The 25,103-nt window shown below is 71.0% G+C and carries 22 protein-coding genes; 14 read left to right on the forward strand and 8 right to left on the reverse strand.

The annotated features are described in order from the left end of the window. Positions 1–42 precede the first annotated feature (42 nt). Positions 43–600, reverse strand: coding sequence for a YceI family protein (locus GUY59_RS09335; RefSeq protein ID WP_138204307.1), 558 nt, complete (start codon positions 598–600; stop codon positions 43–45). A 144-nt stretch (positions 601–744) separates the two neighbouring features. Between GUY59_RS09335 and GUY59_RS09340 the strand changes: the two genes are divergently transcribed. Next, positions 745–1,593 (forward strand): alpha/beta fold hydrolase, encoded by an 849-nt coding sequence (locus GUY59_RS09340; RefSeq protein WP_138204309.1) that lies wholly within the window; start codon positions 745–747, stop codon positions 1,591–1,593. Between the two features lie 56 nt (positions 1,594–1,649). Here GUY59_RS09340 and GUY59_RS09345 read toward each other — a convergent pair whose 3' ends face one another. Then, positions 1,650–2,045: a hypothetical protein gene (locus GUY59_RS09345; RefSeq protein ID WP_138204311.1), complete on the reverse strand. Its 396-nt coding sequence runs from the start codon at positions 2,043–2,045 to the stop codon at positions 1,650–1,652. 210 nt (positions 2,046–2,255) lie between these two features. On the opposite strand from GUY59_RS09345, the gene GUY59_RS09350 reads away from it, so the two are divergent. Continuing rightward, the gene (locus tag GUY59_RS09350) at positions 2,256–3,554 is read left to right on the forward strand and encodes a serine/threonine-protein kinase (protein WP_138204313.1); all 1,299 of its coding nucleotides are present in this window, start codon (positions 2,256–2,258) and stop codon (positions 3,552–3,554) included. 238 nt (positions 3,555–3,792) lie between these two features. Then, positions 3,793–4,287 (forward strand): DoxX family protein, encoded by a 495-nt coding sequence (locus tag GUY59_RS09355; protein ID WP_132332536.1) that lies wholly within the window; start codon positions 3,793–3,795, stop codon positions 4,285–4,287. 63 nt (positions 4,288–4,350) lie between these two features. Here GUY59_RS09355 and GUY59_RS09360 read toward each other — a convergent pair whose 3' ends face one another. Next, positions 4,351–4,785 carry a CBS domain-containing protein gene (locus GUY59_RS09360; protein WP_138200722.1) on the reverse strand — a complete coding sequence of 145 codons (435 nt, stop codon included), beginning with the start codon at positions 4,783–4,785 and terminating at the stop codon, positions 4,351–4,353. Between the two features lie 175 nt (positions 4,786–4,960). Here GUY59_RS09360 and GUY59_RS09365 point away from each other — a divergent pair, with 175 nt between their 5' ends. After that, positions 4,961–6,121 carry a DUF418 domain-containing protein gene (locus GUY59_RS09365; RefSeq protein WP_252374917.1) on the forward strand — a complete coding sequence of 387 codons (1,161 nt, stop codon included), beginning with the start codon at positions 4,961–4,963 and terminating at the stop codon, positions 6,119–6,121. Here GUY59_RS09365 and GUY59_RS09370 read toward each other — a convergent pair. The 3 genes from GUY59_RS09370 to GUY59_RS09380 are packed head-to-tail and all read right to left on the reverse strand — an operon-like array spanning position 6,102 to position 8,557. Beyond that, positions 6,102–7,352, reverse strand: coding sequence for a serine hydrolase domain-containing protein (locus GUY59_RS09370; RefSeq protein WP_138200724.1), 1,251 nt, complete (start codon positions 7,350–7,352; stop codon positions 6,102–6,104). The genes GUY59_RS09365 and GUY59_RS09370 overlap by 20 nt on opposite strands. A 55-nt stretch (positions 7,353–7,407) precedes the next feature. Beyond that, on the reverse strand, positions 7,408–7,857 hold the full coding sequence (locus GUY59_RS09375; RefSeq protein WP_138200726.1) for a hypothetical protein: 450 nt from the start codon (positions 7,855–7,857) through the stop codon (positions 7,408–7,410). 46 nt (positions 7,858–7,903) lie between these two features. Continuing rightward, positions 7,904–8,557 carry a 4a-hydroxytetrahydrobiopterin dehydratase gene (locus GUY59_RS09380; protein ID WP_132332532.1) on the reverse strand — a complete coding sequence of 218 codons (654 nt, stop codon included), beginning with the start codon at positions 8,555–8,557 and terminating at the stop codon, positions 7,904–7,906. Between the two features lie 196 nt (positions 8,558–8,753). Here GUY59_RS09380 and GUY59_RS09385 point away from each other — a divergent pair, with 196 nt between their 5' ends. The 4 genes from GUY59_RS09385 (at position 8,754) to GUY59_RS09400 (ending at position 12,541) form a co-directional block, all read left to right on the forward strand. Beyond that, complete coding sequence (locus GUY59_RS09385) at positions 8,754–9,917, forward strand: DUF418 domain-containing protein (RefSeq protein ID WP_252374918.1); 1,164 nt, start codon at positions 8,754–8,756, stop codon at positions 9,915–9,917. Positions 9,918–10,155: 238 nt separating this feature from the next. Next, the gene (locus GUY59_RS09390; protein ID WP_138200728.1) at positions 10,156–10,791 is read left to right on the forward strand and encodes a hypothetical protein; all 636 of its coding nucleotides are present in this window, start codon (positions 10,156–10,158) and stop codon (positions 10,789–10,791) included. A gap of 194 nt (positions 10,792–10,985) precedes the next feature. Then, positions 10,986–11,192: a cold-shock protein gene (locus GUY59_RS09395; RefSeq protein ID WP_055509312.1), complete on the forward strand. Its 207-nt coding sequence runs from the start codon at positions 10,986–10,988 to the stop codon at positions 11,190–11,192. 140 nt (positions 11,193–11,332) lie between these two features. Then, positions 11,333–12,541, forward strand: coding sequence for a PP2C family protein-serine/threonine phosphatase (locus tag GUY59_RS09400; protein ID WP_138200729.1), 1,209 nt, complete (start codon positions 11,333–11,335; stop codon positions 12,539–12,541). Positions 12,542–12,623: 82 nt separating this feature from the next. Here the strand turns inward: GUY59_RS09400 and GUY59_RS09405 are convergent, their stop codons facing one another. After that, complete coding sequence (locus GUY59_RS09405) at positions 12,624–14,447, reverse strand: ABC transporter ATP-binding protein (protein ID WP_138200730.1); 1,824 nt, start codon at positions 14,445–14,447, stop codon at positions 12,624–12,626. Further along, positions 14,447–16,306, reverse strand: coding sequence for an ABC transporter ATP-binding protein (locus GUY59_RS09410; protein ID WP_252374919.1), 1,860 nt, complete (start codon positions 16,304–16,306; stop codon positions 14,447–14,449). The genes GUY59_RS09405 and GUY59_RS09410 overlap by 1 nt, the downstream gene beginning before the upstream one ends. A 172-nt stretch (positions 16,307–16,478) precedes the next feature. Between GUY59_RS09410 and GUY59_RS09415 the strand changes: the two genes are divergently transcribed. The 6 genes from GUY59_RS09415 (at position 16,479) to GUY59_RS09440 (ending at position 25,085) form a co-directional block, all read left to right on the forward strand. Then, a complete protein-coding gene (locus tag GUY59_RS09415; protein ID WP_138200731.1) occupies positions 16,479–16,901 on the forward strand; it encodes an Hsp20/alpha crystallin family protein in 423 nt (140 codons plus the stop codon). Between the two features lie 87 nt (positions 16,902–16,988). Continuing rightward, a complete protein-coding gene (locus GUY59_RS09420) occupies positions 16,989–17,438 on the forward strand; it encodes a general stress protein (RefSeq protein ID WP_201760663.1) in 450 nt (149 codons plus the stop codon). A 318-nt stretch (positions 17,439–17,756) separates the two neighbouring features. After that, entirely contained in the window at positions 17,757–21,758 is a 4,002-nt protein-coding gene (locus tag GUY59_RS09425) for a S8 family serine peptidase (RefSeq protein WP_138200735.1), read from the forward strand. Positions 21,759–21,813: 55 nt separating this feature from the next. After that, positions 21,814–22,998 carry an AI-2E family transporter gene (locus GUY59_RS09430; protein ID WP_252374920.1) on the forward strand — a complete coding sequence of 395 codons (1,185 nt, stop codon included), beginning with the start codon at positions 21,814–21,816 and terminating at the stop codon, positions 22,996–22,998. 128 nt (positions 22,999–23,126) lie between these two features. Then, positions 23,127–23,726: a DsbA family protein gene (locus GUY59_RS09435; protein ID WP_138200769.1), complete on the forward strand. Its 600-nt coding sequence runs from the start codon at positions 23,127–23,129 to the stop codon at positions 23,724–23,726. Positions 23,727–23,792: 66 nt separating this feature from the next. Next, on the forward strand, positions 23,793–25,085 hold the full coding sequence (locus GUY59_RS09440; protein WP_138200737.1) for an ArsB/NhaD family transporter: 1,293 nt from the start codon (positions 23,793–23,795) through the stop codon (positions 25,083–25,085). Positions 25,086–25,103: the final 18 nt, after the last annotated feature.

Below are 25,103 nucleotides of genomic sequence, written 5' to 3' on the forward strand. Positions count from 1 at the left end.
TCCCGGGCGCTCACCGGCGCCCCTGGTGTCCCCCTTCGGGCGTCAGGCGTCCCGCGGCATGAGGGCGACGTCGAACCGCACCTCGACCTCGTCGCTGAGCTTGAGCGCGCCGAAGAACGCCGAATAGGGCCGGATGCCCCACTGCGACTGCACGATGACCGCCGAACCCCGCACCCGGCCCTCGGCCAGCGAACCGCGCACCTCGGCCGGCCGGGTGACGCCGGCGAGGGTGAGCTCGCCCTCGACGCGGAACTCCTCGGGAGTCCCCTCCACCCGGCTCGACCGGAACATGATCGTGGGATGGCGCCGGGTCTGCAGGATCTTCTCGCGCACGATCCTGGCGATCTCCCGGCCATCCGCCTCGGTGAGCGGCTTGACTCCGCCCGTGCCCTCCCTGACCTCAAGGGATCCGGCGTCGGCCTCGACCGTCACCGAGCAACCGGCCGGATCGGCGGGATCGACGGTGGCCTCGGCGTGCCAGCGGGTCACCTCGATCGTGAGGTCATGACCGGCCTTGGCACCCAGCCCGGTGCGGGTCGTGTGAACCAGGAGCTGCCCTGACTCGGGCCCCAGCCCGTAGCCACCAGCGAATACGTCCATTCCGCCAGGTTAGTCCCGCCCCTGACGGCCGCCACGGCCCGGGGCTCGCCCCGGGCGGCTGGAAAGAGACTGCTGACGTCGCGGACCGATGAGTTCCGCCGCCGCCACGGGTCTTCATCACCGAAGTCGAGAAAGGACGTACTCATGACCCACACCCTTGAGGTGCCCGGCGGGGCTCTGTACTACGACGTACGGGAGGGCGAGCCGAACACCGCGCCGATGTTGCTGATGATCGGTTCCCCGATGGACGCCAGCGGCTTCACCGGCCTGGCCGCCCGTTTCCGCGACCGTACGGTGGTCACCTACGACCCGCGCGGGAGCGGCCGCAGCATCGGCACCGGCGGCGAGTCGACGCCCGAGCAGCACGCCGACGACCTGCACCGGCTGATCGACGCGCTCGGTGGCGGGCCGGTGGACATCTTCGCCAGCAGCGGCGGCGCCGTCAACGGGCTGGCGCTGGTGGCCAGGCACCCCGGCCAGGTGCGCACGCTCGTCGCGCACGAACCGCCGGCCGCCCAGGTTCTGCCGGACAGGGAACAGGCGCTGGCCGCCGTGACCGGCATCCGCCGCGCCTACGAGCGGCACGGGTTCGGAGCGGCGATGGCGAAGTTCATCGCGGTCACAAGCCTGCACGGCGAGATTCCCGACGGCTTCGACGACCAGCCCGTGCAGAGCCCTGCCGAGCTCGGCCTGCCGTCGGAGGACGATGGTTCCCGGGACGATGTGATGTTCGCGCAGAACCTCATGACCTGTACGCACCACGAGCACGACTTCGAGGCGCTGCGCACCGCCTCGACCCGCGTGGTCATCGGTGTCGGAGAGGAGAGCGAGGGCCAGCTGTGCTACCGCGCGGGCGTGGCCGTCGCCGCACGCCTCGGCACGGAGCCGGTCGTCTTTCCCAGCCACCACGCCGGGTTCCTCGACGGCGAGTTCGGCATGAAGGGCGATCCTGACGCCTTCGCCGCCACGCTGCGCCAGGTCCTGGCCGCGTAGGGTCGGGAGGCCCGTCGTGCCGGTGCCGCCCGGACCGTGGCACCGGCCGGCCGCTCCTAGTAGATGCGGTACTTGCGGCCACAGTTGTCGAACTTGCCCGCCCAGCAGGTGAACGTGTACACCTTCTTGATCCCGCGACCCTGCCAGGCGCCTGTCACCTTGCCGTCCCACGCCTGGTTGAACTTCTTCCAGTGACCGTTCTGGTAGACCTCGAACCACACCCACGCCTGCCTGCCACCGCGCTTGTCGACGCCGTGCCACTTCGTGAAGACCTTGCCGTGGCTCTTCCACGTCCTGCCGAACGTGTACGCCTTGTGGTCGCTGGAGAAGAACTTTCCCCAGCTCACCGTGGTCGAGGCGGTGGTGGCCGCCTGCGCCGCCGCCGGGGCCAGGGACAGGCCTGTGACCGCCATCGAACCGGAGAGCGCCGCGACCGTCAGAGCCTTACGCATGTGGATCTCCTCCTTCGTCAGGTGCCTTCGGGGGATTCCGTCCGGCATGGCACTGACTTTAGGAAGGACGCCTCAGATCAACTGTGCACGAATCCACACACCCCATGTGATGGCCGTCACACATCACTTCGTGCGCGAACTCGTAACGGATGCGCAACGGTGTGTGACGAAGTCGTGGCACGCGAAGCATGATCGGGTAGTCCTGCCGACATGTCGGTATCGCCCTATGAAGGATGGTTGCTGGCCGGGCGATACCGGCTGCTGGCCCAGGTGGGCAGAGGGGGCATGGGCACGGTCTGGCGCGCCCACGACGAACTGCTGGACCGCCAGGTCGCGGTCAAGGAGATCAACCTCGCCCACAGGCCGGAACCGGAGCGGGAGACGCTGCTCGGGCGCACGATGCGCGAGGCCCGCCTGTCCGCCCGGCTGAACCATCCGAACATCGCCGTCGTCTACGACGTGGTGGAGGCCGACGCGCGGCCGTGGATCGTCCTGCAGTACGTGCCCTCCCGCAGCCTGAACGACGTGATCAATGAACGGGGACCGCTGCCCGCCGCCACCGTGGCGCGCATCGGGCTGGACCTGCTGGACGCCCTGCGCGCCGCCCACGCGAAGGGCATCGTGCACCGCGACGTCAAGCCCGCGAACGTGCTCCTCGCCGACGACGGTCGCGCCGTGCTGACCGACTTCGGGCTGGCCACCACGCTGGACGACCGGGCGCACCTCACGCGCGAGGGCATCGTGCTCGGCACACCCGCCTACATCTCCCCCGAGCGGGCGCGCGGCGGGCCCTCCACCCCGCAGGCCGACCTGTGGTCGCTGGGCGCCACCTTGTACGAGGCCGTCGAGGGCCGCTCCCCCTTCGGCGACAGCGGCGCGCTGGCCACCCTGAGCGCGGTGCTCACCAGCAGGCCCGCCCCGATGCGACAGGCCGGGCCGCTCGCCCTTCTCATCACCGGCCTGCTGGACAAGGACCCCGGGCGCCGCACCGGGGCTACAGAAGCCCATCAGGAGCTGGCACGGATCGCGGAACCCGGACGGCCACACCACCGCGAAGCCGCGCCGGACCCCACCGACTCCGTCCCGCTCGTCAACGGCGCCCTCCTGCCCTTCCCCGCCCGGACAAGCCGCTCGCCGGCGGCCGTGCCGGGACGGTGGCGGCAGGTGGCCGCCGTGGCCGTACTCATCGTCGCCGTGCTCGCCACGACCTCCTGGCCCGGCGGCGAGGCCACGCGCCAGGGGAAACCGCGCGCCGACCCCGTCACGTACCCGACGCCACAACCCAGCGACGCGCTGCGCGCCTACCGCGCGTCAGCCGACAGGCCGCCCGAGGACGACCCGCCCCGGACCGTCCGGCCGCGCAACGACCCGCCCCGCACCGCGCGGCCGCGCTCGACCGGCGCGCAGCGCGCGGGGCGTCTACCGCCGGGGCTGGCCAAGAAGGGCGACAGGCCCAAGCGAGGCCCCCACGCGAACCCCGGCAAAGGCTGGGGACGCGGCCGCCGCTGAGGGTCGTCCAAGGCGGACGTGCGCGCCGCGTACTCCTCGGTCGTCGAACCCTGACCGTCGCCCCCCAAGGACCCGGTAGCGCGCCGCCGCCGGCTACCCCGTGGGGCGAAGGCGGGCACGCGCCGGCGTACGCGGGACGGCGTAGCCAGGTCACCGCTCGCCGGCGGATTCCACGGAAGGCGGATCCGGCGACGCTGGGTCGTGTCAGGCAGAGACGACGGAAGAGAGAAGCAAGCAGATGACTGCCACGTACACGAAGATGATCGCCGCGACGACCGAGTGGCTCGCCCGCCACAGCATCGACGCCCTGCGGATCAGCGTCGGCCTGGTCTTCCTGGGGTTCGGGTTCCTGAAGTTCTTCCCGGGTGTCAGTCCCGCGGAGGAGCTCGCGGTGGGCACGTTGGAACAGCTGACGTTCGGCGTGGTGTCGGGCGGCGTCGCACTCGCGGTCGTCGCCGTCACCGAGTGTTTCATCGGACTGACCCTGGTCACGGGGAAGTTCCTGAAGTCCGGTCTGCTCGTGATGGCCGGGGCGCTGGTGGGGTTCATGTCGCCACTGGTGCTGTTCTTCACCGACATGTTCCCCGGCGGCCCGCCCACCCTGGAGGCGCAGTACATCCTCAAGGACGTCGTGCTGGTCACCGCCGCCATGGTGATCGCGGCGCGGGCGCTGGGCGCGCGGCTCGTCCCGGCCCGCGAGCGCACGGCCTCGGACGTGAAGCTGGCCGCCTGACCGGGACGGTGAAGCCCCGTGGAGCGCAACGCTCCGCGGGGCTTCACACTGCCCGATCGACGGTCAGGCCCGCCCGTAGACGCGGTGCACGAACTCGGCCAGCTTGCTGTCCGGCAGTTCCTTGGCCAGGTCGGCCTCGGTGATCATGCCGATGATCCGGCGCTCGTGGATGACGGGCAGCCGCTTGATCTGGTGCTGCTCCATCTTCTCCAGAGCATCCTCGACGCTGTTGTGGGCCTCCACCCACACCAGCCCCTGGGCCAGCTCGCCCGCTGTGGTGGTGTCGAGGTCCTTGCCCTCGGCACAACATTTGATCACGATGTCGCGGTCGGTGATGATTCCCTTGAGCCGGTCGTCGTCGCCGCAGATCGGCAGCGCTCCGACCGACAGGTCGCGCATCATGCGCGCTGCGGTGCGCAGGTTGTCGTGCTCGCCGACGCACTCCGCTCCCTGGTGCATCACGTCCTGGACCGTCTTCGCGACCCCTGATGTGTCCATCGTCGCCTCCTTCAGCAGGGATTGACGGAACCTCACGGCCCTCTACCCGCCAAGTGGCGCCTCAGTACCCGTGAGCCGCCGACCGAAGACGTAAGGCCGTACGACTAACGGTGTACGGCCGTTCTCGTCAGCCGGGACGATGGCGACGGGCGGCGGGGCCAGCAGGCTGGAAGGCGTGGAAAGACGCATAGAGGCACTCGACTTGCTGCGCGGCGTAGCGATCATGGGCACGCTCGGCACCAACATCTGGATCTTCACCGCCCCCGGCGGCCCTCTGGACGTGCTGCAGATGAGCGGCGGCGGCACGGTCGAGACCTTTGTACGTTTCCTGTCCAACGGCAAGTTCCTCGGGCTGCTGACCCTGCTCTTCGGCATCGGCCTGGAACTGCAGTACCGCAGCGCCGTGCGCAGGGGCCTGGCCTGGCCGGGCCGCTACCTGTGGCGCTCGGCGCTGCTGCTGGCCGAGGGCACCCTGCACTACGTCCTGATCTTCGAGTTCGACGTGCTGATGGGCTACGCCGTCACCGCCATGATTGTCGCGTACCTGGTGGGCAGGAGCGAGCGCGCGATCACCGGCTGGATGATCGGCGTGGGGACGTTCCACGCCGCCCTGGTCGTCCTGACCACCGTGGCGCTGCAGGCGTCTGCCGAGCCGGCCACGGGCGGCGGCGTCGGCCCTCTCTACACCGAGGGGAGCTGGCTCGACCAGGTCGCCGCCCGCCTGCAGTACGCCGCCCTGTTCCGGGTCGAGCTGATCATCATCGTTCCCATGGGCATCGTCCTCTTCCTCCTCGGCGTCCGCCTCCTCCGGGCGGGGTTGTTCGAGGAGCGCGGCGCCCGCCTGCGCAGGAGGCTTATCGTCGTCGGGCTCGGCGCGGGCGTGCCGCTGAACCTGGCCACCTCGTTCGCCGGCGCCGGCTGGTTGGTGGTCGACCGCTACCTGCTGGCTCCCCTGGTCGCCCTCGGCCTGCTCGGGCTGATCACCACCGTCGTCCTCGGCCTGCGCGGCGCCCCCGGCCCGGTCCGGCGGGGGCTGACGAACGTCGGGCGCACGGCGCTGTCCGGCTACGTGTTCCAGAACCTGGTGGCCGCCGTGCTCTGCTACGGCTGGGGCCTCGGCCTGGCGAGCCGGCTCGACGCGTACCGTCCCTGGTCGGTGCCGGTCGCGTGGGCGGCCATCTGCCTGCTGATCACTGTGCTGGCCTCGCTGTGGCTGCGCAGGTTCCGGCGCGGGCCGCTGGAGACCGCCTGGCAGTGGGCGTACGAGGCCCCGTTCAGGCGCGCGGACGCCGCCCGCGCGCCCGATGGGGACCGCGTCAGAAGTACTTCGTGGTGAGGTCCGCGGTGGGCCAGGTCTTCACCTTGCCGATGGCCTTGCCGAGGATGGGGTCGATCGCGTCGAAGTCCGGCGTGCCCTCCTCCTCCCTGTGGTTGAAGATCGCGCAGTAGCTGATGCCGTGCTGCACCCGCGCGAAGAAGCTGGACGTGCCGGGCATGCTCCCGTTGTGCCAGGTGTTCAGCCCTCCGGCGTTGTTCTTGCGCACCTGCCAGCCGAGGCCGTACCACGAACCGCCGGAGTTCGCGCCGATCTCCGGCTTGGCGAAGACGCGGGAGATCGACGTGGAGCTCAGCACGGGCCCGGCGCCGTCGAAGACGAAACCCCACTTGACCAGGTCGACCGCCGAGGCGAGCCAGCCGCCGTTGGCGTCCTGGTTGGGCATGCTGAACCCGCCGTAGGGGTAGGGCACCGTGGCGCCCGACGGGTCCACGACGCTCTTCCTGGTGTACTTCGACTCGTAGTGCACCTCGTTGCGGGCCGCCTCGGAGCGCAGGCTGCGGCCGAGCCGCATGCGCTCGATGTCGACGGGAGCGAGCAGTTTGTGCCGCACGTACGTCTCGTACGGCAGGCCCGACACCTCCTCGATGACCCGGCCGGCCAGCATGTAGCCGTAGTTGCTGTAGGCGTACTTCGAGCCGGGGGCGAAGTCGAGCTTCTTCGCGGTGGTGTACTTGATGATGTCGTCATGGTCGATCGGCAGCGGAACGTCGAGCGACGCCGCGATCGTGGCGTCGTTCCACAGCGGGTCGGTCGTCACGCCCCTGTCCCAGCCGCCGGTGTGCTGCAGCAGCCGCCAGAGGTTGACCTTCGCCAGCCGGGGATCGGCTCTGGTCGACAACTTCAGCACGTCGGCGACCTTGTCCCCGAGGCTCAGCTCGCCGTCCTGGGCCAGCCGGACGATCGCGGCGGCGGTCAGGCTCTTGCTCAGGCTCGCGATCCGGAACAACGACGTCGGCAACACCTTCGCCGTGGAGCCGTCCGGCCGGGTGTAGGAGCCGTACCCGCGGGCGAGCAGGAGCTTGCCCTTCTTGGCGACCGCGAGCTGGGCGCAGGAGATGCCGCGCTCCTTGATGTACGCCTTCAGCGCCTTGTCGAGCACCGCCATCGACTTCGGCACGACACCGGTGGTCGGCGGCTCGGCCGACTCCGCCCACGCGGGAGCCGTCCCGAGCGTGATCGCCGGCACGGCACCCGCGCCCGCCTGAAGGAGCCGTCGCCGGCTGAGCATGGTCACATTTCCCCCAACAGTCAGGACAATTGGAGGAAACTTTACTCAGAAGGCGTCAGGATGGCGCCGAATTCCCTGGCGCCGTTTCGTGTCCCGGACGGCCAGGGGTGCGGCGGCGCTGCTTCAGCTCCGCCTCGTACAGGTGGCGCAGCCCTCCGGCCAGCTTCTCCCTGACCTCCCGTTCCAGCTCCTGGAACTCGCGGTAGTAGCCGTCGTCGTACTCCTCGACGAGTTGGTATGTCCACCGGCCGTCGATGACGTTACGGCCGATCAGCTCGTGCTCGATCCGGTCGGCCCACACGTCGTGCCCGGCCTGGCGCAGCAGCTCCACCACCCGGTCCAGCGCGAAGTCGGCGCTGCCGGTGAGCTGGTGCATCGCGTACAGATGACCTCTGGCCCGGTGGATCGTCTCCAAGGCCTCGCTGAACCCGCCCAGCGCCTCGACGGTGACGTCGTCCAGGCCCGCGGGCCGGCGGTGGGCGGGGTCGGGCACACGTTCTGTCATGGAGGAACCGCTACCCACCGCCCCCGCCTCTATCCGACGTAAACCGTCAGCCGCGCTCCTGCCAGGTGCACAGGCAGACCCGGTTGCCCTCAGGGTCGGCCAGCACCCAGAAACTCGGCGCCCCCTCGTCGTCCACGAGGGTGCCCCCGGCGGCGAGCGCGGCCTCGATGCGCGGCCGCACCTGCTCCGGGTCCACCCACACGTCCAGGTGCCAGCGCTGGCGGGGCTCCTCGCTGCCGGACTTCTGAAACCAGACCGCGGGCAGCACGTCGTACGGGTCGCGCACCTCGTCGTCGACCCCGGCCTCCGACTGGTCCTTCATGGCCAGCACGGCGGCCCAGAACGGCAGGACCTCCTCATGGGACGGCGTGTCGAGGGCGAGCTCCATGCGGGACACGCTCGCGCTCTCCAGCTCCGCGCCGGCGTCGGCGGCGATCCGCGAGATCGTACGAGCGAGCCGGACGTCGCGCTCGGTGACCCCACGCGTGTCGTGGCTGGTGAGCCGGACGTCGACGTGGGTGTAGCGCAGGTCGAGATCGGGATGGTGGTCCATCTCCTCGGCCGCCGCGCCGATGGCGTCGACGACGGAGAGCCCGGTCGCGAAGTTCCCCGTCCTGATGCGGGTGTGCAGGCCGCCGAGCAGGAGCACCCACCCGTCGAGCGCTTCGGCGGCGATCTGCTGTCCAGTGAGCTTCGTCATGAGGCCATGCTCGCGTACCGCCCCGGGATGGAGGAAGGAGGCACGGCGCGGGACCCGCGGCGGCAATCCGTTCGTTATGGGGTCGACCCGCGGCCGACCGTGCACCTAGGTACACCCCCGGCGTGCCCTCACCCCCATTCCGGCTCCTGACCTGGCTCATTAGCGTCGAAGGCAGCATCCAAGGGGGTTCTCAGCCGTGAACACGTCACTCCACTCCTCGACCACACCGAAGGGCTCGCCCACCCCGGCCGCGCGGGCACCCGCCCCGGACCTGGCCCGGGGCATCATGTTGCTGGCGATCGCGTACGCCCACGCGCCGCTCTACGTCAAGGCCGTCGACAGCGGCCCCGGGCTGCTCAACGACGTCCTCGCCTTCTTGCACCAGTTACTGATCAACAACCACGCGCGGCCGATGTTCGCGTTCCTGTTCGGCTACTCGCTGGTGCAACTGCTCAACCGGCAGTTGCAGCGGGGCAACGATTGGGTGAGCGTGCGCAAGCTGCTGCGCCGCCGGGGCTGGTGGTTGCTCGCGTTCGGGTTCGTGCACGTCATCGTGCTCGTCCCGCTCGACATCCTGGCCCCGTACGGCATCGCCGCCCTGCTCTGCGTCGGCCTGCTGCGGGCCAAGGACAGAACGCTCCTGTGGTTGTCGGGCATCGTGCTGGTGCCGTCGGCGGCGCTGGTCGGGCTCGCCATGTGGTTCCCGCTGTCGGAGGGCACCTCGACGTACGAGGCCGGCAGCATCGTCCCCGGCGCGTACGGCCTCTCCGAGCTGCTGATGGGCCGGCTCGTGGCGTGGCCGTTCGGCCTCGTCATCGGCGTCATCATGGTCATCCCCGGGGTGTTCGTCGGGATCTGGGCCGCGCGGCGCCGGCTGCTTGAGGAGCCCCTCAAGCACCGTACGCTGCTGATCCGCGTCTCCGTGATCACCACCGCCGTGTCACTGCTCGGCTCCGTTCCCGCGGGCCTCATGCAGGCCGGCTGGTGGACCGGGCCGTCGAGCACGTCGGCACTGGTCGCCTCGCTCCTCCAGCCGCTCACCGGGCATTTCGGCGGCATCGGGCTGGCCGCGATCATGGGCCTGGCCGCGATCCCCGTCATCCGGCGGCCGAACGCCCTGGCCACCGCCCTCCAGTCGCTGGGCCAGCGCTCCATGAGCCTGTACCTCTTCCAGTCCGTCGTGTTCGTCGCGCTCTTCTTCCCGTACGGGCTCGGCCTGCAGGACGACCTCGGCCTCGCGGGCGCCACGGGAGTGGCCACGGCGACCTGGCTGCTGTCGCTCGTCATCGCCGACCTCATGCGCCGCGTCGGCCACCGCGGCCCGGCGGAGATCCTGCTGCGCCGCCTGGCCTATCGGTGACCCGCGCAGCCTGACGATCGGCGGCACGGCGGTGCCCGCCGACTCGGCGACCGCCTTCCTGGCCGACGCCGAGGTGTGGAGCGGCTGACTTCCTGGCCTACGCCGGGTGTGTGAGCCGGCCGGCCGCATCCGGTCGGTCGCCGGGCTCGTCGGCCACGCTGAGTGGCATGGCGGCACCGGGCTCGTCGGCCACGCTGGGTGGGGTGGCGGTGAGGATCGAGGACAGCAACCCGGGGAAATGGGGGCGGCCCTCCTGCCGTACCCGGCCACCGCCCTCATGCTGGCCGCCGCCGCACGCACCCTTCGCGGGCGGGAGGAAGCGATCCACCGGCAGGGCGAAGCCCGCCACACCGGCCGCCTGCGGATAAGATCGAAGGCCGACCTGGGAGCGGAGGAACCGATCATCGCCAGCGACCACTCCCGCCCGACCGATCATCGCCGCGACGGCTCCCGCCCGTACGAAGAGAGATCGCCGCGCCGCCGGGTGACCGAGGCCGCGATCCTGAGCGGCCACGACCAGAGCCGGGCCGACATCGCCCAGTGGACGTGCCCGCACGGGCAGCATGCCGGGAACGGCTGCGTCACCTGCTACCGCGCCGCAGGCGAGGCCGACCCGGCGTTGCCGCTGTGGGACGTCGCGGTGTGGTTCACCTCGGTGAAGCCCATCCCGATCAGGGCGCTGCACGACGTACACCGCCATGACCGCCAGTTCGCGATCGACCAGCCGTCGACGCCTCTGGTCTACCTGCTGAGCGGGCAGGCGCGGGCGGCGGTGGGCGCGGAGGCGGTGGCGGGCGTGGTCGGGTTCCTGGTGCAGAACCAGCACATCGTGGACGAGTTCGTGGTGACGGAGATTCGTGCCGTGCGTTCGTGACGCACACACGAGGCGATGTGTGATAGCGTTAAGAGCAGTTGCAGATGTGTTACCCATAAGACTTGTGCGCACCTGACGAGATCGATCTTCAGGTGCGTTTTTTGTTTCCGGTCATCTCCGGATGGGCTCATTCCAGCGACGCGGGGTCCGTAACGTGCGGATCTCGTCCCGCCTCCTATCTAAAGGAGATAGACATGGCGACCGGAACCGTGAAGTGGTTCAACTCTGAAAAGGGCTTCGGCTTCATCGCGCAGGACGGCGGCGGCGCCGACGTGTTCGCGCACTACTCCAACATCGTTTCCAACGGTGGCTACCGTGAGCTGACCGAGGGCCAGAAGGTGGCCTTCGACGTCGTCCAGGGCCAGAAGGGTCCGCAGGCGGAGAACATCGTTCCCGCCTGACACGGCATCAAGCTCGCACGACCGGGGCCCGCACCGACATGGTGCGGGCCCCGGCTCGTTTCGGGAGAAACCACCCATGAGGTGCGGAATCCCTGGGTATGACGTGGGGCAACGGGAGGGTCGCGAGGAGAGTCCTGCGCATGCGAAGTGACGGCGAGCTGATGTTGGGCGGGCTGCTGGAGGCGGCCCACCTGAGCGCGCTGGAGGACGTGCCCAGCGTGGTCGCGGAGCACGCCCGCTCGGCCGGCTTCTCCCAGGTCCTGATCTACGTGACCGACCTCCAGCAGCAGCGGCTCGTACCCCTGCCGGGCCAGCGCAACGGCGACGGTGACGTGCTCGAACCGATCCTCATCGACACCACGCTCGCCGGACGGGCCTTCCGCAACGTGGAGATCGTACGCAGCCGGCGGCCGAGGCCCGGGAAGGAGCCGCGGGTGTGGGTGCCCATCCTCGACGGCACCGAACGCCTCGGCGTGCTCCAGGTGACCACGCCGGAAACCTGCGAGACCGTAGAACGGCGGGTCGCTCAGCTGGCATCGCTCGTCGCGCTGATCCTGGCGACCAAACGCTCCCACAGCGACTCCTACGCGCGGCTGGTCCGCGTCCAGCCGATGACCCTGTCGGCCGAGGTGCTGTTCAACCTGCTGCCGCCGGGCACGTTCGCCAACGACCGCGTGGTGGTCAGCGCCATGCTGGAGCCGGCGTACGAAGTGGGCGGCGACGCCTACGACTACGCCATCGACGGTGACACCCTGCACGTGTCCGTCTTCGACGCCATGGGCCACGACACGTCGGCCGGGCTGACCGCCACCGTCGCCATGGGCGCCTGCCGGAACGCCCGCATCCACGGCACGGGCCTCGTGGCCGCCGGCCAGGCCATCGACGAGGCGATCGCCGAGCAGTTCACCGGGCGGTTCGCGACCGGGATCCTGGCCGGCCTCGACCTGCGCACCGGCGAGCTGAGCTGGGTGAACCGGGGACACCACCCGCCGCTGGTGCTGCGCGGAGGCCGCTGGGTGACGACCCTGGCCGCCGAACCCGACCCGCCGATGGGGTTCCGGCTGAGCCCGGACACCGGGCTGCTCGGCTATCAGCTGCAGCCGGGCGATCGCCTGGTCTTCTACACCGACGGGATCATCGAGGCGCAGAGCCCCGACCGGGAGTTGTTCGGGCTGGAACGGTTCATCGACTTCCTCATCCGCCACGAGGCCGACGGGCTGACCGTGCCCGAAACGCTGCGGCGGCTCATCCAGGCCATCCTGAAACACCAGCGCGGCCGGCTCCAGGACGACGCCACCGTACTGGTGGTGGAGTGGCAGAGCGGCACCTCGGAACGCCTCGTGCTCTGAGGCCCCCGGACACTTTCCGCCGCTGGAACGGCTGGTGTCGGGCGCTCGACGTGTTTGCCGCGTGCCGGGCGGGGTGGCTTCGCTAGGAAGAGCTGACGGGGACGAAGCCGGTGCCGGCGCGGTAGTGGGGTGACTGGTGGCGGAAGTAGGTGTTGTAGACCTGGCAGTAGCGGCCGCCCCGGGCCAGCAGCGTGGGGTGGTCGCCTTCCTCGACGATGCGGCCGTGGTCGAGCACGATGATGCGGTCGACGTGTTCGATGGTGGACAGCCGGTGGGCGATGACGATCGAGGTGCGGCCGGCCAGCACGACATCGAGGCCCTCCTGGATCTGGGCCTCGGTCAGCGGGTCGACGCTGGCCGTGGCCTCGTCGAGCACCACGATGGCGGGATCCTGAATGAGCAGCCGGGCCAGCGCGACGAGCTGGCGCTGGCCCATGGACAGGGCGCGGCCGTGCTCGCCCACGTCGGTCCGCAGGCCGTGCGGGAGCGCGTCGAGCCAGTCGCCCCCGCCGACCGCCGACGCGGCGGCGAGCACGTCGTCGTCGCTCGCCTCCGGCCTCGGGTAGCGAATGTTGTCGGCGACCGTGCCGCTGAACAGGAACGGCGCCTGCGGGACCGCGCCGATCTGCCTGCGGTAGGCGGGCAGGTCGAGGCCCCGGATGTCGTGGCCGTCGATCAGCAGGCTGCCCTGCTGGAACTCGTAGAAGCGGGTGATCAGCTTGCTGAGCGTGGACTTGCCCGCTCCGGTGTGGCCGACCAGCGCGACGGTCTCGCCCGCCTCGATGAGCAGGTTGAAGTCGCGCAGCACGGGGTTGCCTGGGTCGTAGCCGAAAGTGAGGTCGCGGAACTCGATGCGGCCGGCGAGCCTGCCGGGGTCCTGCGCGCCGGTCTGCACGACGCGCGGCTCGGCGTCGATGAGGGCGAAGACCCGCTCGGACGCCGACAGCCCCTGCTGGAACTGGGACCAGAACGCGGCGATGGACGTCAGCGGGAACCAGAAGAGCGCGACGCCCTGCAGGAACAGGTACCAGTCGCCGGCGCTCAGGCCGCCGCCGATCACCGCCGTGCCGCCCAGCTGGACGTGCGCCACCGTGGCGAGCCCCGCCACCAGGAAGAGCACGGGGAAGACGGCGGAGAAGACGAACCCCTGCCGCAGCGTCACGCGGTAGCTCTGCCGGTTGATGGGCCGGAACTCGTCGTAGACCTGCTGCTCCTGGCGGAAGTTCTTCGCCACCGCGATGCCGCCCATGGTCTCCTGCAGGTTGGCGTTGACCCGGCTCAGCGAACGTTGCGCGTGACGCGTGCTGGCTCGCGCCAGGCGGCGGAACAGAAGCGCGATGCACACCACGATCGGCACGACCAGCATCGTCAGGAGGGCGAGCTCGACGCTGCGCAAGAACAGCAGGGCCGTGACGAAGCCGACCATCAGCACCTGGCTGATCAGGTCCATCGTCAGGGTGGAGACCGTGGCGAAGTCGTCGGTGTCGGACGTCACCCGGCTGACGATGCGGCCCGACGGCGTCTCGTCGTAGAAGGACAGGTCGCGGGCTAGCACGGCGTCGAACGCGTCTTCGCGCAGCCGCAGGACGACGTCGCCTGTGACCCGCGCGCTCTGCCACTGTCGTACGAAGTTGAAGCCCCATCCGAGCACTCCGGCCAGCAGGGTGCCGCCCACCAGGTGCAGCCCCACCTCGGCGATGGTGCCGTCGGCGAGCGCGTCGACGGCCAGGCTGGCCAGCAGCGGGACGGCCGCCTGGCTGACCGAGCCCAGCACGATCATCGAGGCGACCACGAACATGGCGCCCAGCTTGGGCCTGAAATAGGACAGGATCCGGCGGAGCAGGTCGCGGTCGCTGTAGGTGCGGTCGTAGTCCTCGGCGTCGAGGCCGTCCATGATGAAGCCCATCAGCGGGCCCTCCCCTGCTCGCTCTCCAGGACCGGGGCCTCCGGCTCCGGTCCGGCCGGGGGGCCTGCCGCCGCGTCCGCGGCCACCTCGACCTCGTCGTAGTGGGAGAAGATCCGGCGGTAGAGGCGGCTGCGCCGGATGAGCTCGTCGTGCGTGCCGTAGTCGACCAGCTCGCCCCGCCGCAGCAGCAGGACCTTGTCGGCCCAGCGGATCTGGGAGAGCCGATGGGTGATGAGCAGCGTCGTGCGCCCGTCGAGCACGCGGCCGATCGCCTGCTGGATCAGGTCTTCGGTGGCGGAGTCGATGGCGCTGGTCGAGTCGTCGAGCACGAGGATCGCCGGGTCGGTCAGCAGCGCCCGCGCGATGGCCAGGCGCTGGCGCTGGCCGCCCGACAGCGTCACGCCGCGCTCGCCGATGACGGTGTCGTAGCCGTCGTCGAGCTCGGCGATGAACTCGGCGGCCTGCGCGTCCTCGGCCGCCCTGACCACGGCCTCGCGGTCGGCCCGCTGCCCCAGGCTGAAGGCGATGTTCTCGGCCACGGAGCGGGAGAAGAGCACGATGTCCTGCTCGATGGTGGAGATCTGGGAGCGCAGGGAGTCGAGGTCCCAGTCGCGTACGTCGACGCCGTCGACCAGGATGCGGCCCGACGTGACGTCATAGATGCGCGGCACCAGCTTGGTGAGCGTGCTCTTGCCCGATCCGGTCTCGCCGACGATCGCCACCGTCTCGCCGGGCCGCACGCTGAACGTCACGCCGCGCAGCACCGGGTCACCCTCGTCGTAGCCGAACGTGACGTCCTCGAAGACGATCTCTCCGGCGATGGGCGCGGCGCGGCCGTCGTGCCGCTGCTCCATCTCGGCCTCGGCGCCGATGATGTCGAGGATCCGGCGGGAGGAGGCGATGCCGATCTGCACCAGGGAGAAGGTGAAGATGGAGATCTGCGTCGGGAAGCCCAGCATGACGACGAGGCCCATGTAGGCCACCAGGTCGCCGACCGTGATCGCCCCCGCTCCCTGCAACATGAGGCCGTGCCCCAGGGCGCCGGCCACCGCGAAGGCGTAGAGGAAGGTGGGCAGATAGCGGGCCTGGATGAGGCCGTTGCGGACGAACGAGTCGCGGTAGAGGCGCGCGTTGGCGCGGAAGCGCCGCCGCTCCTGCCCCTCCTGCGCCGTCACCTTGATCACCTCGATGCCGCGCACGGCCTGGTTGAGCCCGGCGTTGAGCTCGCCGAACTGCTCGCGCATGCGGGTCGAGACCGGGTTGAGCCTGCGCATGTAGTGGCGCAGCGCGAACACGAAGACGAGCGCGTAGACGCCGGGCACGAGCAGCAGCCGGGGGTCGATGGCGGCGATGAAGAAGAACGGCACCAGGCCGTTCAGCCAGGAGTCGACGATCAAATCGACGCCGGGGCTGATCATGATGGACAACTGCCGGATGTCGTTGGCCGCCCTGGCCATGAGGTCGCCGACGCGCTGGCGGTTGTGGAAGGTCTGGCTCTTGCCGAGCAGGGCGACGTAGAGCTCGTCGCGGGCGTCACGCTCCAGGCGTTTGGCCAGCACCTCGCTCCCCATGCGGGCGACCAGGTCGGACAGGCCCCGGGCTGTGACCAGCGCCAGCATCGCCAGCGTGATCGCCCACAGGGCGGAGGCCGGCTCGCCCCGCTCGCCCAGCACGGCGTCGAAGGCGTCGCCGGTGAAGTGGGGCACGGCGGCGTTGAGCACGATCATGACGAGCGACCCGCCGAGGAACCCGGCCAGGTGCTGCGGATGCCGGCGCAGGTGGGACCAGAGCCAGCGCACGGGACCGCGCCGGTCGTAGCGCCGACCGGAGACGGAGAACTCCGAGCTGTTGGTGGTCACCGGCAGGTCCTTCCCCCTTGGGCCGCGGTGGCGGCGCCGCACTGTTCCTACCATCCGGGGCCGACAGAATCCCATCGCTTTTCGCGCCGCTTGACAGAAACCTGCAACTGTAGTTATATGTTTTATGAAGCCATACGTAGAAGGATCGAACCACACACGGAGGTGGCAGACGATGCGGCTCACGTCGATCGACTCGGCCTTCCGCGAGCTGGAGCGGCTGACGCAGCCCGTGTTCGGTGGCGCGTGGACGCCGATGCCGATGGACGCCGTCCGCCGTGACGACGAGGTGCTGCTCCGCTTCGACCTTCCCGGCATCGACCCCGACTCGATCGAGGTCACGGTCGACGGCGGCGTCCTGTCGGTGAGCGCGCGACGCGAGGATGCCTGCACCGAGGACGAGGGCGTGTTCGTCCACGAGCGCTCGACCGGCGCCTTCACCCGGCAGGTCTACCTACCCGAACACCTCGACGCCGACGGCGTCCAGGCCGCATACGACAACGGCGTGCTCACCGTACGTGTGCCGGTGCTGGAGGCGACCCAGCCGCACAAGGTCGAGATCGCCAAGGGCGACGCCGCCCGGGCACTCACGAAGTGACCATGGGCGTGGCGGCCTCCGCCACGCCCATCACGAAGGAAGGGGTCCACGATGTTCAAGACGGCACCGACGGTTGTCCTGCCGGCAGTGGAAGACCGCCCGGTGATCGGCACCTACTCCACCGCCGAGCAGGCCAAGAAGGCCGTCGGCTTCCTGGCCGAGAACGGGTTCCCCGTGGAGCGGTCCGGCATCGTCGGCCACGATCTCCGCCTGGTCGAGACGGTCATGGGCCGCGCCACCGCGGGCCGCGCCGCGGCCGCGGGCGCCGCCACCGGCCTCTGGTTCGGGCTGATCATCGGCCTGCTCATGCCGCTCTTCGCCGGCTCGACGGGCTCGACGGGCGCGCTCGTGCTCGGCGGGCTCGCGTACGGCGCGCTCTTCGGCGCCGCGTTCGGCCTGGTCACCTACCTGGTCAACAAGGGCCCCGGGTTCGTCTCCCAGCAGGCCGTCGTCGCCGACCGCTACGACGTCGTGGCCGACGCGGCCGTCGCCGACGACGCCCGCAACCTGCTGATCAGACACAACTGGCGCTCGTAGGCGGGCGCCGCGATCCACTCCTGCTCCGTCGGGCCTGTTCTCCTCGACGAAGGCGTGCAGGTGGGCGACGAGGGCGGTGACGAGCTCGCCGAGCCGAGCAGCGGGGTCACGGATCCGCCTCCCGGTCGGTGCTGCCGCGAGCGTACGCCGCGCGGCCCGTTCTCCGACCCCCGCGGAGCAGTTGTCGCATTTATGACATGGCGTGATGTCGCCTCCTGTAGTGCTTGATGGTCGCGCAGGTCATGGGCCAGGCTGCTCGACGGCGTTCGTGGCGCTCGTCGACATCGATGGCAGGGCGCCACGAGTGGAGGCCCCCCGTTGCGACAGCACGCTCTTCCCGCCCGGCCACCGCGCCGCCTCGCCGCCGCGGCCTCGGTCGCGATGACGGCGCTGCTCGTCCTGACCGGGACGGCGGTCCCGGCGCAGGCGCGGCCCGGCCCGGCCGCCCTGCCACGAACCGCGCCACTGACCCCACCCTCGACGGGGCCCTCGACCGAACCGTCCACCGGACCATCCGCTGAGCCGTCCACCGGGCCGTCCACCGGGCCGCCCACCGGGCCGCCCACCGGGCCGTCCGCTGAGGCGGCGCACGGCGGGACGGGGGTCCAGGCGGAGCTGGCCGCGCGGCTGGCGGAAGGGGACTCGGCGTTCCAGGTGGAGTTCAAGGCGCAGGCCGCGCTGAAGCGCGCCCCGGCGATCAAGGACTGGGCCGCGCGCGGCGCCGCCGTGGTGGACGAGCTGCGCTCCACCGCTGACTCCAGCCAGGCGAAGGCGCGGGAGTTGCTGCGTGAGGCGGGGACGCGGTACACGTCCCTGTTCATCGACAACTCGATCCACGTGCACAGCGGCTCGGCCGCGCTGGCGCGCGAGCTGGCGCGGGACCCGGCGGTCGAACGTGTACGGCTGCCGCGCACCTACCGGTTGCCCGAGCGCAGGCCGGGCGAACGCGTGGCCGCCTCGGGGGCGGTGGAGTGGGGAGTGGCCGCCGTCCACGCCGACAAGGTGTGGACCGGCTACAGGAGCGACGGGCACGGCGTCGTGGTGGGCTCCATCGACTCCGGCGTGGACGTCTCCCACCCGGCCCTCGCCGGCGCGTACCGCGGAGCGGACGGGACACACGACCACAACTGGTACGACCCCACGGGCGTGTGCCCGGGCCCGTGCGACACCTACGGCCACGGTACGCACACCATGGGGACGATGGTGGGCTCCGGCGGCATCGGCGTCGCCCCCGGCGCCCGGTGGATCGCGGCCAAGGGCTGCCAGGACCACCGGTGCGGCGAGCTGACGCTGGCGCTGTCCGCGCAGTGGATGCTGGCCCCCACGGCGGCGGGCGGCTCCGCGCCCGACCCGGCCGCACGGCCGAACATCCTCAACAACTCCTGGTCCTCGGCGCCGGGCGACGAGTGGTACCGGGACTACGTGCGCCAGTGGGTGGCGGCCGGCATCTTCCCCGCCTTCGCCGTGGGCAACGACGGCTCCGACTGCGGCACCCAGCGCTCCCCCGGCGAATACCCGGAGTCGTACGCCGTCGGAGCCGTCGACCATGACGGCAAGGTGGCCTGGTTCTCCTCGCGGGGAACGGAAGGCGCCGCCGACAGCAAGCCGGACATCGCCGCGCCCGGCCAGGACGTGCGCTCCAGCGTCCCCGGCGGCGGCTACGAGGTGCAGAGCGGCACGTCGATGGCGGCCCCGCACGTGAGCGGCGCGGTGGCGCTCATGTGGTCGGCCGCCCCCGCGCTGGCCGGTGACATCGCCGCGACCAGGGACATCCTCGACCGCACCGCGCAGGACCGCGCCGACACGACCTGCGGCGGCACCGCTGGGGACAACAACGTGTACGGCGAGGGCATGCTGGACGTCTACCGTGCCGTCGGCGCGTCGCCGCGGACCGGGACCGGCACGTTGACGGGCACCGTCACCGACGAGCGCACCGGCGAGCCGGTGGCGGGCGTGCGGGTGTCCGCCACCGGGCCGCGCACGCTGGACACCACGACCGCCGCCGACGGCACGTACCGTCTCCACCTGGACGAGGGCGGATACGACGTCGGCCTGTCGCTCTTCGGCTACCGTACGCACGAGCTCGAGGGCGTGCAGGTGAGCGGCGGCGAGACGCGGACCCGCGACGTCGGGCTTTCTCCCGCGCCCACGGGCCGCGTCACCGTCCGGGTCGCGGACGGCTCGGGGCAGGGCTGGCCGGTGTACGCCGCGGTCACCGTGGCCGGGGCGCAGCGCACCTGGTTCAGCGACCCCGGCGACGGGCGGGCGGTGCTCGACCTGCCCCTGGACGGCACGTACGAGATCACCGCCACCCCTCGCCACCCCGGCTACACTCCCGTGACCGGCCAGGTCACGGTCGGCGGGGACGTCACGCTCGACCTGTCCGCGCGCATCGACGCGGCCGCCTGCGCCGCCCCCGGTTACGCCGCCGCGGACGGCGGGTGCGCTCCGGTGCCGGGCACGCTCGTGTACGGCGCCGTCACCGACGCGAACACCGGCGACCCGATCGACACCGCCACGGTCACGAGCACGAGCGGCCACACGGCGTCCGATACGGCGCCCACCCCTGACGACGACGCGCTGCCCGACGGCTTCTACTGGGTGTTCGCGCCCATGTCGGGCGAGCGGGTGCTCACCGTCGCCCAGCGCGGCTACCGGCCGGCCTCCGCGCGCGTGACCTCGGGGACCGGTGAGGTGGCGAGGACCGACTTCGTGTTGAAGGCGGGCCGGCTCTCGGTCAGGCAGGACGACGTGTCGGAACGGGCCAGGCTCGGCCAGAAGGTCACGACCCGCCTGACCCTCACCAACCGGGGCAGCGCGCCGCTCACCTACGCCCTCGCCGGGTCGCGGCGGGACGTCGTGGCCGGGTTGCGGGGCGCGCCCGTGCGCCGGGTGCGGACGGACGGCCTGAGCCCTGCCGCGACCACGGCGGGGACGCCGGAGCCTGCTTCCGCCGGCATGGCCCCGGCGGCGGAGCCGTGGGCGGGCGTCGCCGACTATCCGACCACCGTCAGGGACAACGCCGTGGGGCGCCACGACGGCAAGGTGTACTCCTTCGGCGGCTCCCAGCGCGGCCAGGGCGGCACGCCCGCCTCGTACGCCTACGACCCGGTCATGACGTCCTGGTCTCAACTCGCGGACATGCCGCAGGCCCGGCAGAAGGCCGCCTCGGGGTTCGTGGACGGCAGGTTCTACGTCGTCACCGGCTGGGACGCGCAGGGCGAGCCGGCCGCGCGTACCCTCGTCTACGACCCCGCCACGGACGCCTGGAGCACGGGAGCGGACAATCCGCATCCGTGGGGCGCGGTCGGCTCGGCCGTGCTCAACGGCCGGATCTACGCGGTCGGCGGCTGCGCCGGCGAGTGCCAGACGGCGACGGATCAGGTCACGGTGTACGACGTGGCGGGCGACCGCTTCACCACCGCCGCCCCCTACCCCGAGCCGATCTCGTGGGCGGCCTGCGGCGGTCTGGGCGGCAAGGTCTACTGCGCGGGCGGGCTGGCCGAGGGGCCGCGCGGCACGCAGCGCGCCTACGTCTACGACCCGGCGCGCGACGCCTGGGAGCGGATCGCCGACCTGCCGTTCGACCTGTGGGGCAGCAGTTACGCGGTGGCGAACGGCAGGCTGGTCGTCGCCGGCGGGGTCACGGAGGGCGGCACCACCCTCACCAACGAGGCCTTCGCCTACGACCCCGACGCCGACACGTGGACGCCGCTGCCGAATTCCCGCTACGCCCTCTACCGGGGCGCGGCGGCCTGCGGTGTCTACAAGGTGGGCGGCGCGGACGGCCCGCGCGTCACCCCGTTCACGGAGGTGCTGCCCGGCCACGACGGCTGCGACGCGGCCGGAACGGACGCGCCCTGGCTGAGCGCGAAGCCGGCCCACGGCACGCTCGCCCCCGGCCGCAGCGCCCGCGTCACCCTCACCCTGGACGCCCAGGAGCTGGCCCGGCCCGGCACGTACGAGGCGGAGCTGGTGGTGAACGAGGACACGCCGTACCCGGCGCCGCGCCTCGGCGTGACCCTGGAGGCACGGGCGCCGTGGCACTTCGCGCGGCTGTCCGGCCAGGTGCGCTCGAAGGCGTGCGACGGCACGGTGTCGCCGCTGGCGGGGGCGACGGTCACCGTCGAACGCCACCGCGAGTCGTGGACCTCGGGCAGCGACGCCGGGGGCCGCTACGAGCAGTGGCTGCGCGGCGGCCTGTCGAAGGCGAAGGTCACCGTCACCGCCGGCGGGCACAGGAAGTCGGCCTTCGACGTCCGGCCGCTGCCGCACGCCGACGTACGCCGCGACGTCACGCTGACCCGCGACGGCTGCTGAGGTTCGGGGCGCCGGTCGCCGTGGAGTCCCGGCTATTCGGGGCAGAGGTGACTGTGTGAAGAACCTCAATCCCGGTCGGGAACCCCTGTGGGGACTGGTGCCGCCGCTGCTGGCCAGGATGGCCGCGTGGAGCGCGTGCCTGATCCTCGTCGGCGTGGTGGCCAACTACCTGATCGGCGTCGTGGCGGCGATGCGGCTCATCGCCCTGCCCGTGGCGGTCGCCCTGCTGCTCACCGCGCTGCTCTTCCCGCTGACCAAGCGCCTGGGCGAGGCGGGCATGCGGCCGATCTACGCCACCTGGGTGACGATGCTGGTCGCGCTCGCCGTACTGGCCGGGACGGGCTGGATCATCGGCGTACGCGGCAACAAGGAGTTCCCCGGCCTGGTCAAGCAGGTGCAGGAGACCGCGAGGACCGTGGAGGGCTGGCTCTACAGCGGCCCGCTGCGCCTGGAGCCGAACCAGCTCAGCCAGTGGGTCGAGGACGTCGCGGGCCTGATCAGGGCGCAGCAGCAGCAGATCACCACCACCGTTCTCCAGGGCACGATGGTGGTGCTGGAGGTGCTGGCCTCCATCGTGCTGCTGCTGTTCGTGACGTTCTTCCTGCTAAAGGACGGCGACCGGATCTGGGCCTGGTTCCTCAAGGGCTTCGGAACGGCGGCGCCGCGCGTCGACAGGGCGGGACGTACGGCCTGGGCCACGCTGTCGCACTACGTGCACGGCACCGTGGCCGTGGCGGCGGTGCACGGCATCGTCATCGGCATCGTGCTGGCGGTCATGGGTGTGCCGCTCTGGCCGGCGCTCGCCCTGCTGATCTTTCTGGCGAGCTTCGTCCCCATCGTCGGCATCTTCTTCGCGGGGGCGGTCGCGACGCTGGTCACGCTCGGTTCCCGTGGCCCCGTCTACGCGCTGATCTTCATAGGCATCCTGGTGGTGGAGCAGCAACTCGAGAACCACGTGCTGCAGCCGCTGATCGTCGGCCGGGTGCTGCGCTTCCACCCGCTGGCGATCATCCTCGTGCTCGCCGTCGGCGGCATCCTGGCGGGCATCGCGGGCGCGGTCGTCGCCGTGCCGATCGCCGCGATCCTCTACCGGTCGATACCCGAGCTGTTCCGCGATCCGCCGCCGGAGCTGCCGCCTCCGAAGCCGGGGACGCCAGGCGGGAACGAACCACCGCGTCTCAAGCCGGCCGGACCCGGGGACGGCGAACCACCCGCCGGCGGGAACGTGAAGGTGGACTGAGGACACCGAGGACATCTCGTGCAATGCTTCACCGGCAAGGCCATGCGCGCGCAGCCGACGCGAGGTGCCTCCCCTCGGCCGGGTGATCGGGATACGGTCGGAGCGTGACTACGCCTCAGGTCGCCGACATGTGGTTCGACCCGTCCTGCCCCTACACCTGGGTGACCTCCCGCTGGCTGCTGGAGGTGCGGAAGGTGCGGCCCGTCGAGGTGCGCTGGCACGTCATGAGCCTGTCCGTGCTCAACGAGGGGCGTGACGACGACCCCGAAGGCGACCCCGAGGGCTACCTGTGGGTTCCGGTACGCGTGTGCGCGGCCGTCCTGCGGCATCACGGCCAGGAGGCGCTGGGCCGGTTCTACACCGCGCTGTGGACGACCGGCGGCGGCGACTGGATCGCCGACCTGCGTACGGCGCTTAAGAGCGCGGGGCTGCCGGCCGAGCTGGCAGCGGCGGGCACGTCCACCGACTACGACGACGACGTGCGGGCCTCGCACGCCGAGGGCGTCGCCCTGGTCGGCGAGCACGTGGGCACGCCGATCGTGGCAGTCACGGGCACAGGCGGTGGCGCGGACGGCGGCGGGCGCGTCGCGTTCTTCGGCCCGGTCATGTCGCGTGTCCCGCGGGGCGAGGACGCCGGCCGGCTGTGGGACGGCACGCTGCTGGTGGCGGGCACGGAGGGCTTCCACGAGCTGAAGGGCGGGCCGCACCAGGAGCCGGTGCTCGACTGAGTCAAACCCTCTGATCAGGGTTGATAACGTGTGGTCGGCGGTCCTGTCACCGACTCGGGAGTTCGTTTGACCGTTACGGCCTGGCTGGCGGTGGCCGCGTTCCTGTGCGCGTACACGTTGATCGCCACCGAGAAGGTGCATCGGGTCGCGGCGGCGCTCGGCGGCGCGGCGATCATGCTGTTGATCCACGCCACCGACGCGGGCTCGGCGTTCTTCGACGAACATTCCGGCATCGACTGGAACGTGATCTTCCTGCTCCTCGGCATGATGATCATCGTCGGGGTGCTGAAACAGACCGGCGTCTTCGAGTTCCTGGCCATCTGGGCGGCCAAACGGGCCAGGGGCCGGCCGTTCCGGCTCATGGCGCTGCTGATCCTGATCACGGCCAGTGCGTCGGCGCTGCTCGACAACGTGACCACCGTGCTGCTCATCGCGCCCGTGACGTTCCTGGTGTGCGAGCGGCTGGCGCTGCCCGTGGTCCCCTACCTGATCGCCGAGGCGCTGGCGTCGAACATCGGCGGCGCCGCCACGCTCGTCGGCGACCCGCCCAACATCATCATCGCCAGCCGCGGCGGCCTGACCTTCAACGACTTCCTCGTCCACATGGGGCCGCTCATCGTGGTGCTGGTGGCGGTGTTCATCGGGCTGTGCCGGTGGTTGTTCAGGTCGGCGTTCACCTACGACCCCGAACGGGCCGCGGAGATCATGGCGCTGAACGAGCGGGAGGCCATCGCCGACCCCCGGCTGCTGCGGCAGTCGCTGGCCGTGCTCGTGCTGGTGATGGCTGCGTTCGTGCTCCACCCAGTGCTGCACTACGAGCCGTCCGTGGTCGCGCTGCTCGGCGCGGGCGTGCTGGTCGCGGCCACCCGCGTGACGACCGAGGAGGCCATCGCCGAGGTCGAGTGGCCGACGCTCGTGTTCTTCGCGGGATTGTTCGTCATGGTGGGGGGGCTGGTGGAGACCGGCGTCATCGGGCTGGTCTCCGAGGCGGCGGCCGAGGCCACCGGCGGGCGGCTGGCCCTGTCGGCGATGGTGCTGCTGTGGGGCTCGGCCGTGTTGTCGGCCGTCGTGGACAACATCCCGTACGTCGCCACCATGAGCCCCATCGTCGCCGATCTCGTCCAGGCCGCGGGCGGCGGCGAGCAGGCGCAGGTGTTGTGGTGGGCCCTCGCGATCGGCGCCGACCTGGGCGGCAACGCCACGGCCGTCGGAGCGGCGGCCAACGTCGTCATCCTCGGCATCGCCGCCCGCAACGGCAACCCGATCAGCTTCTGGCAGTTCACGAAGTACGGGCTGGTCGTGACGTTCGTGACCGTGGCGCTGTCGACGCCGTACCTGTGGCTGCGCTATCTCACCTGAGCGGCAGGACGTCCACGC

It is taken from the genome of Nonomuraea sp. K271, from assembly GCF_009908215.1.
GTDB classification, from domain to species: domain Bacteria; phylum Actinomycetota; class Actinomycetes; order Streptosporangiales; family Streptosporangiaceae; genus Nonomuraea; species Nonomuraea longispora.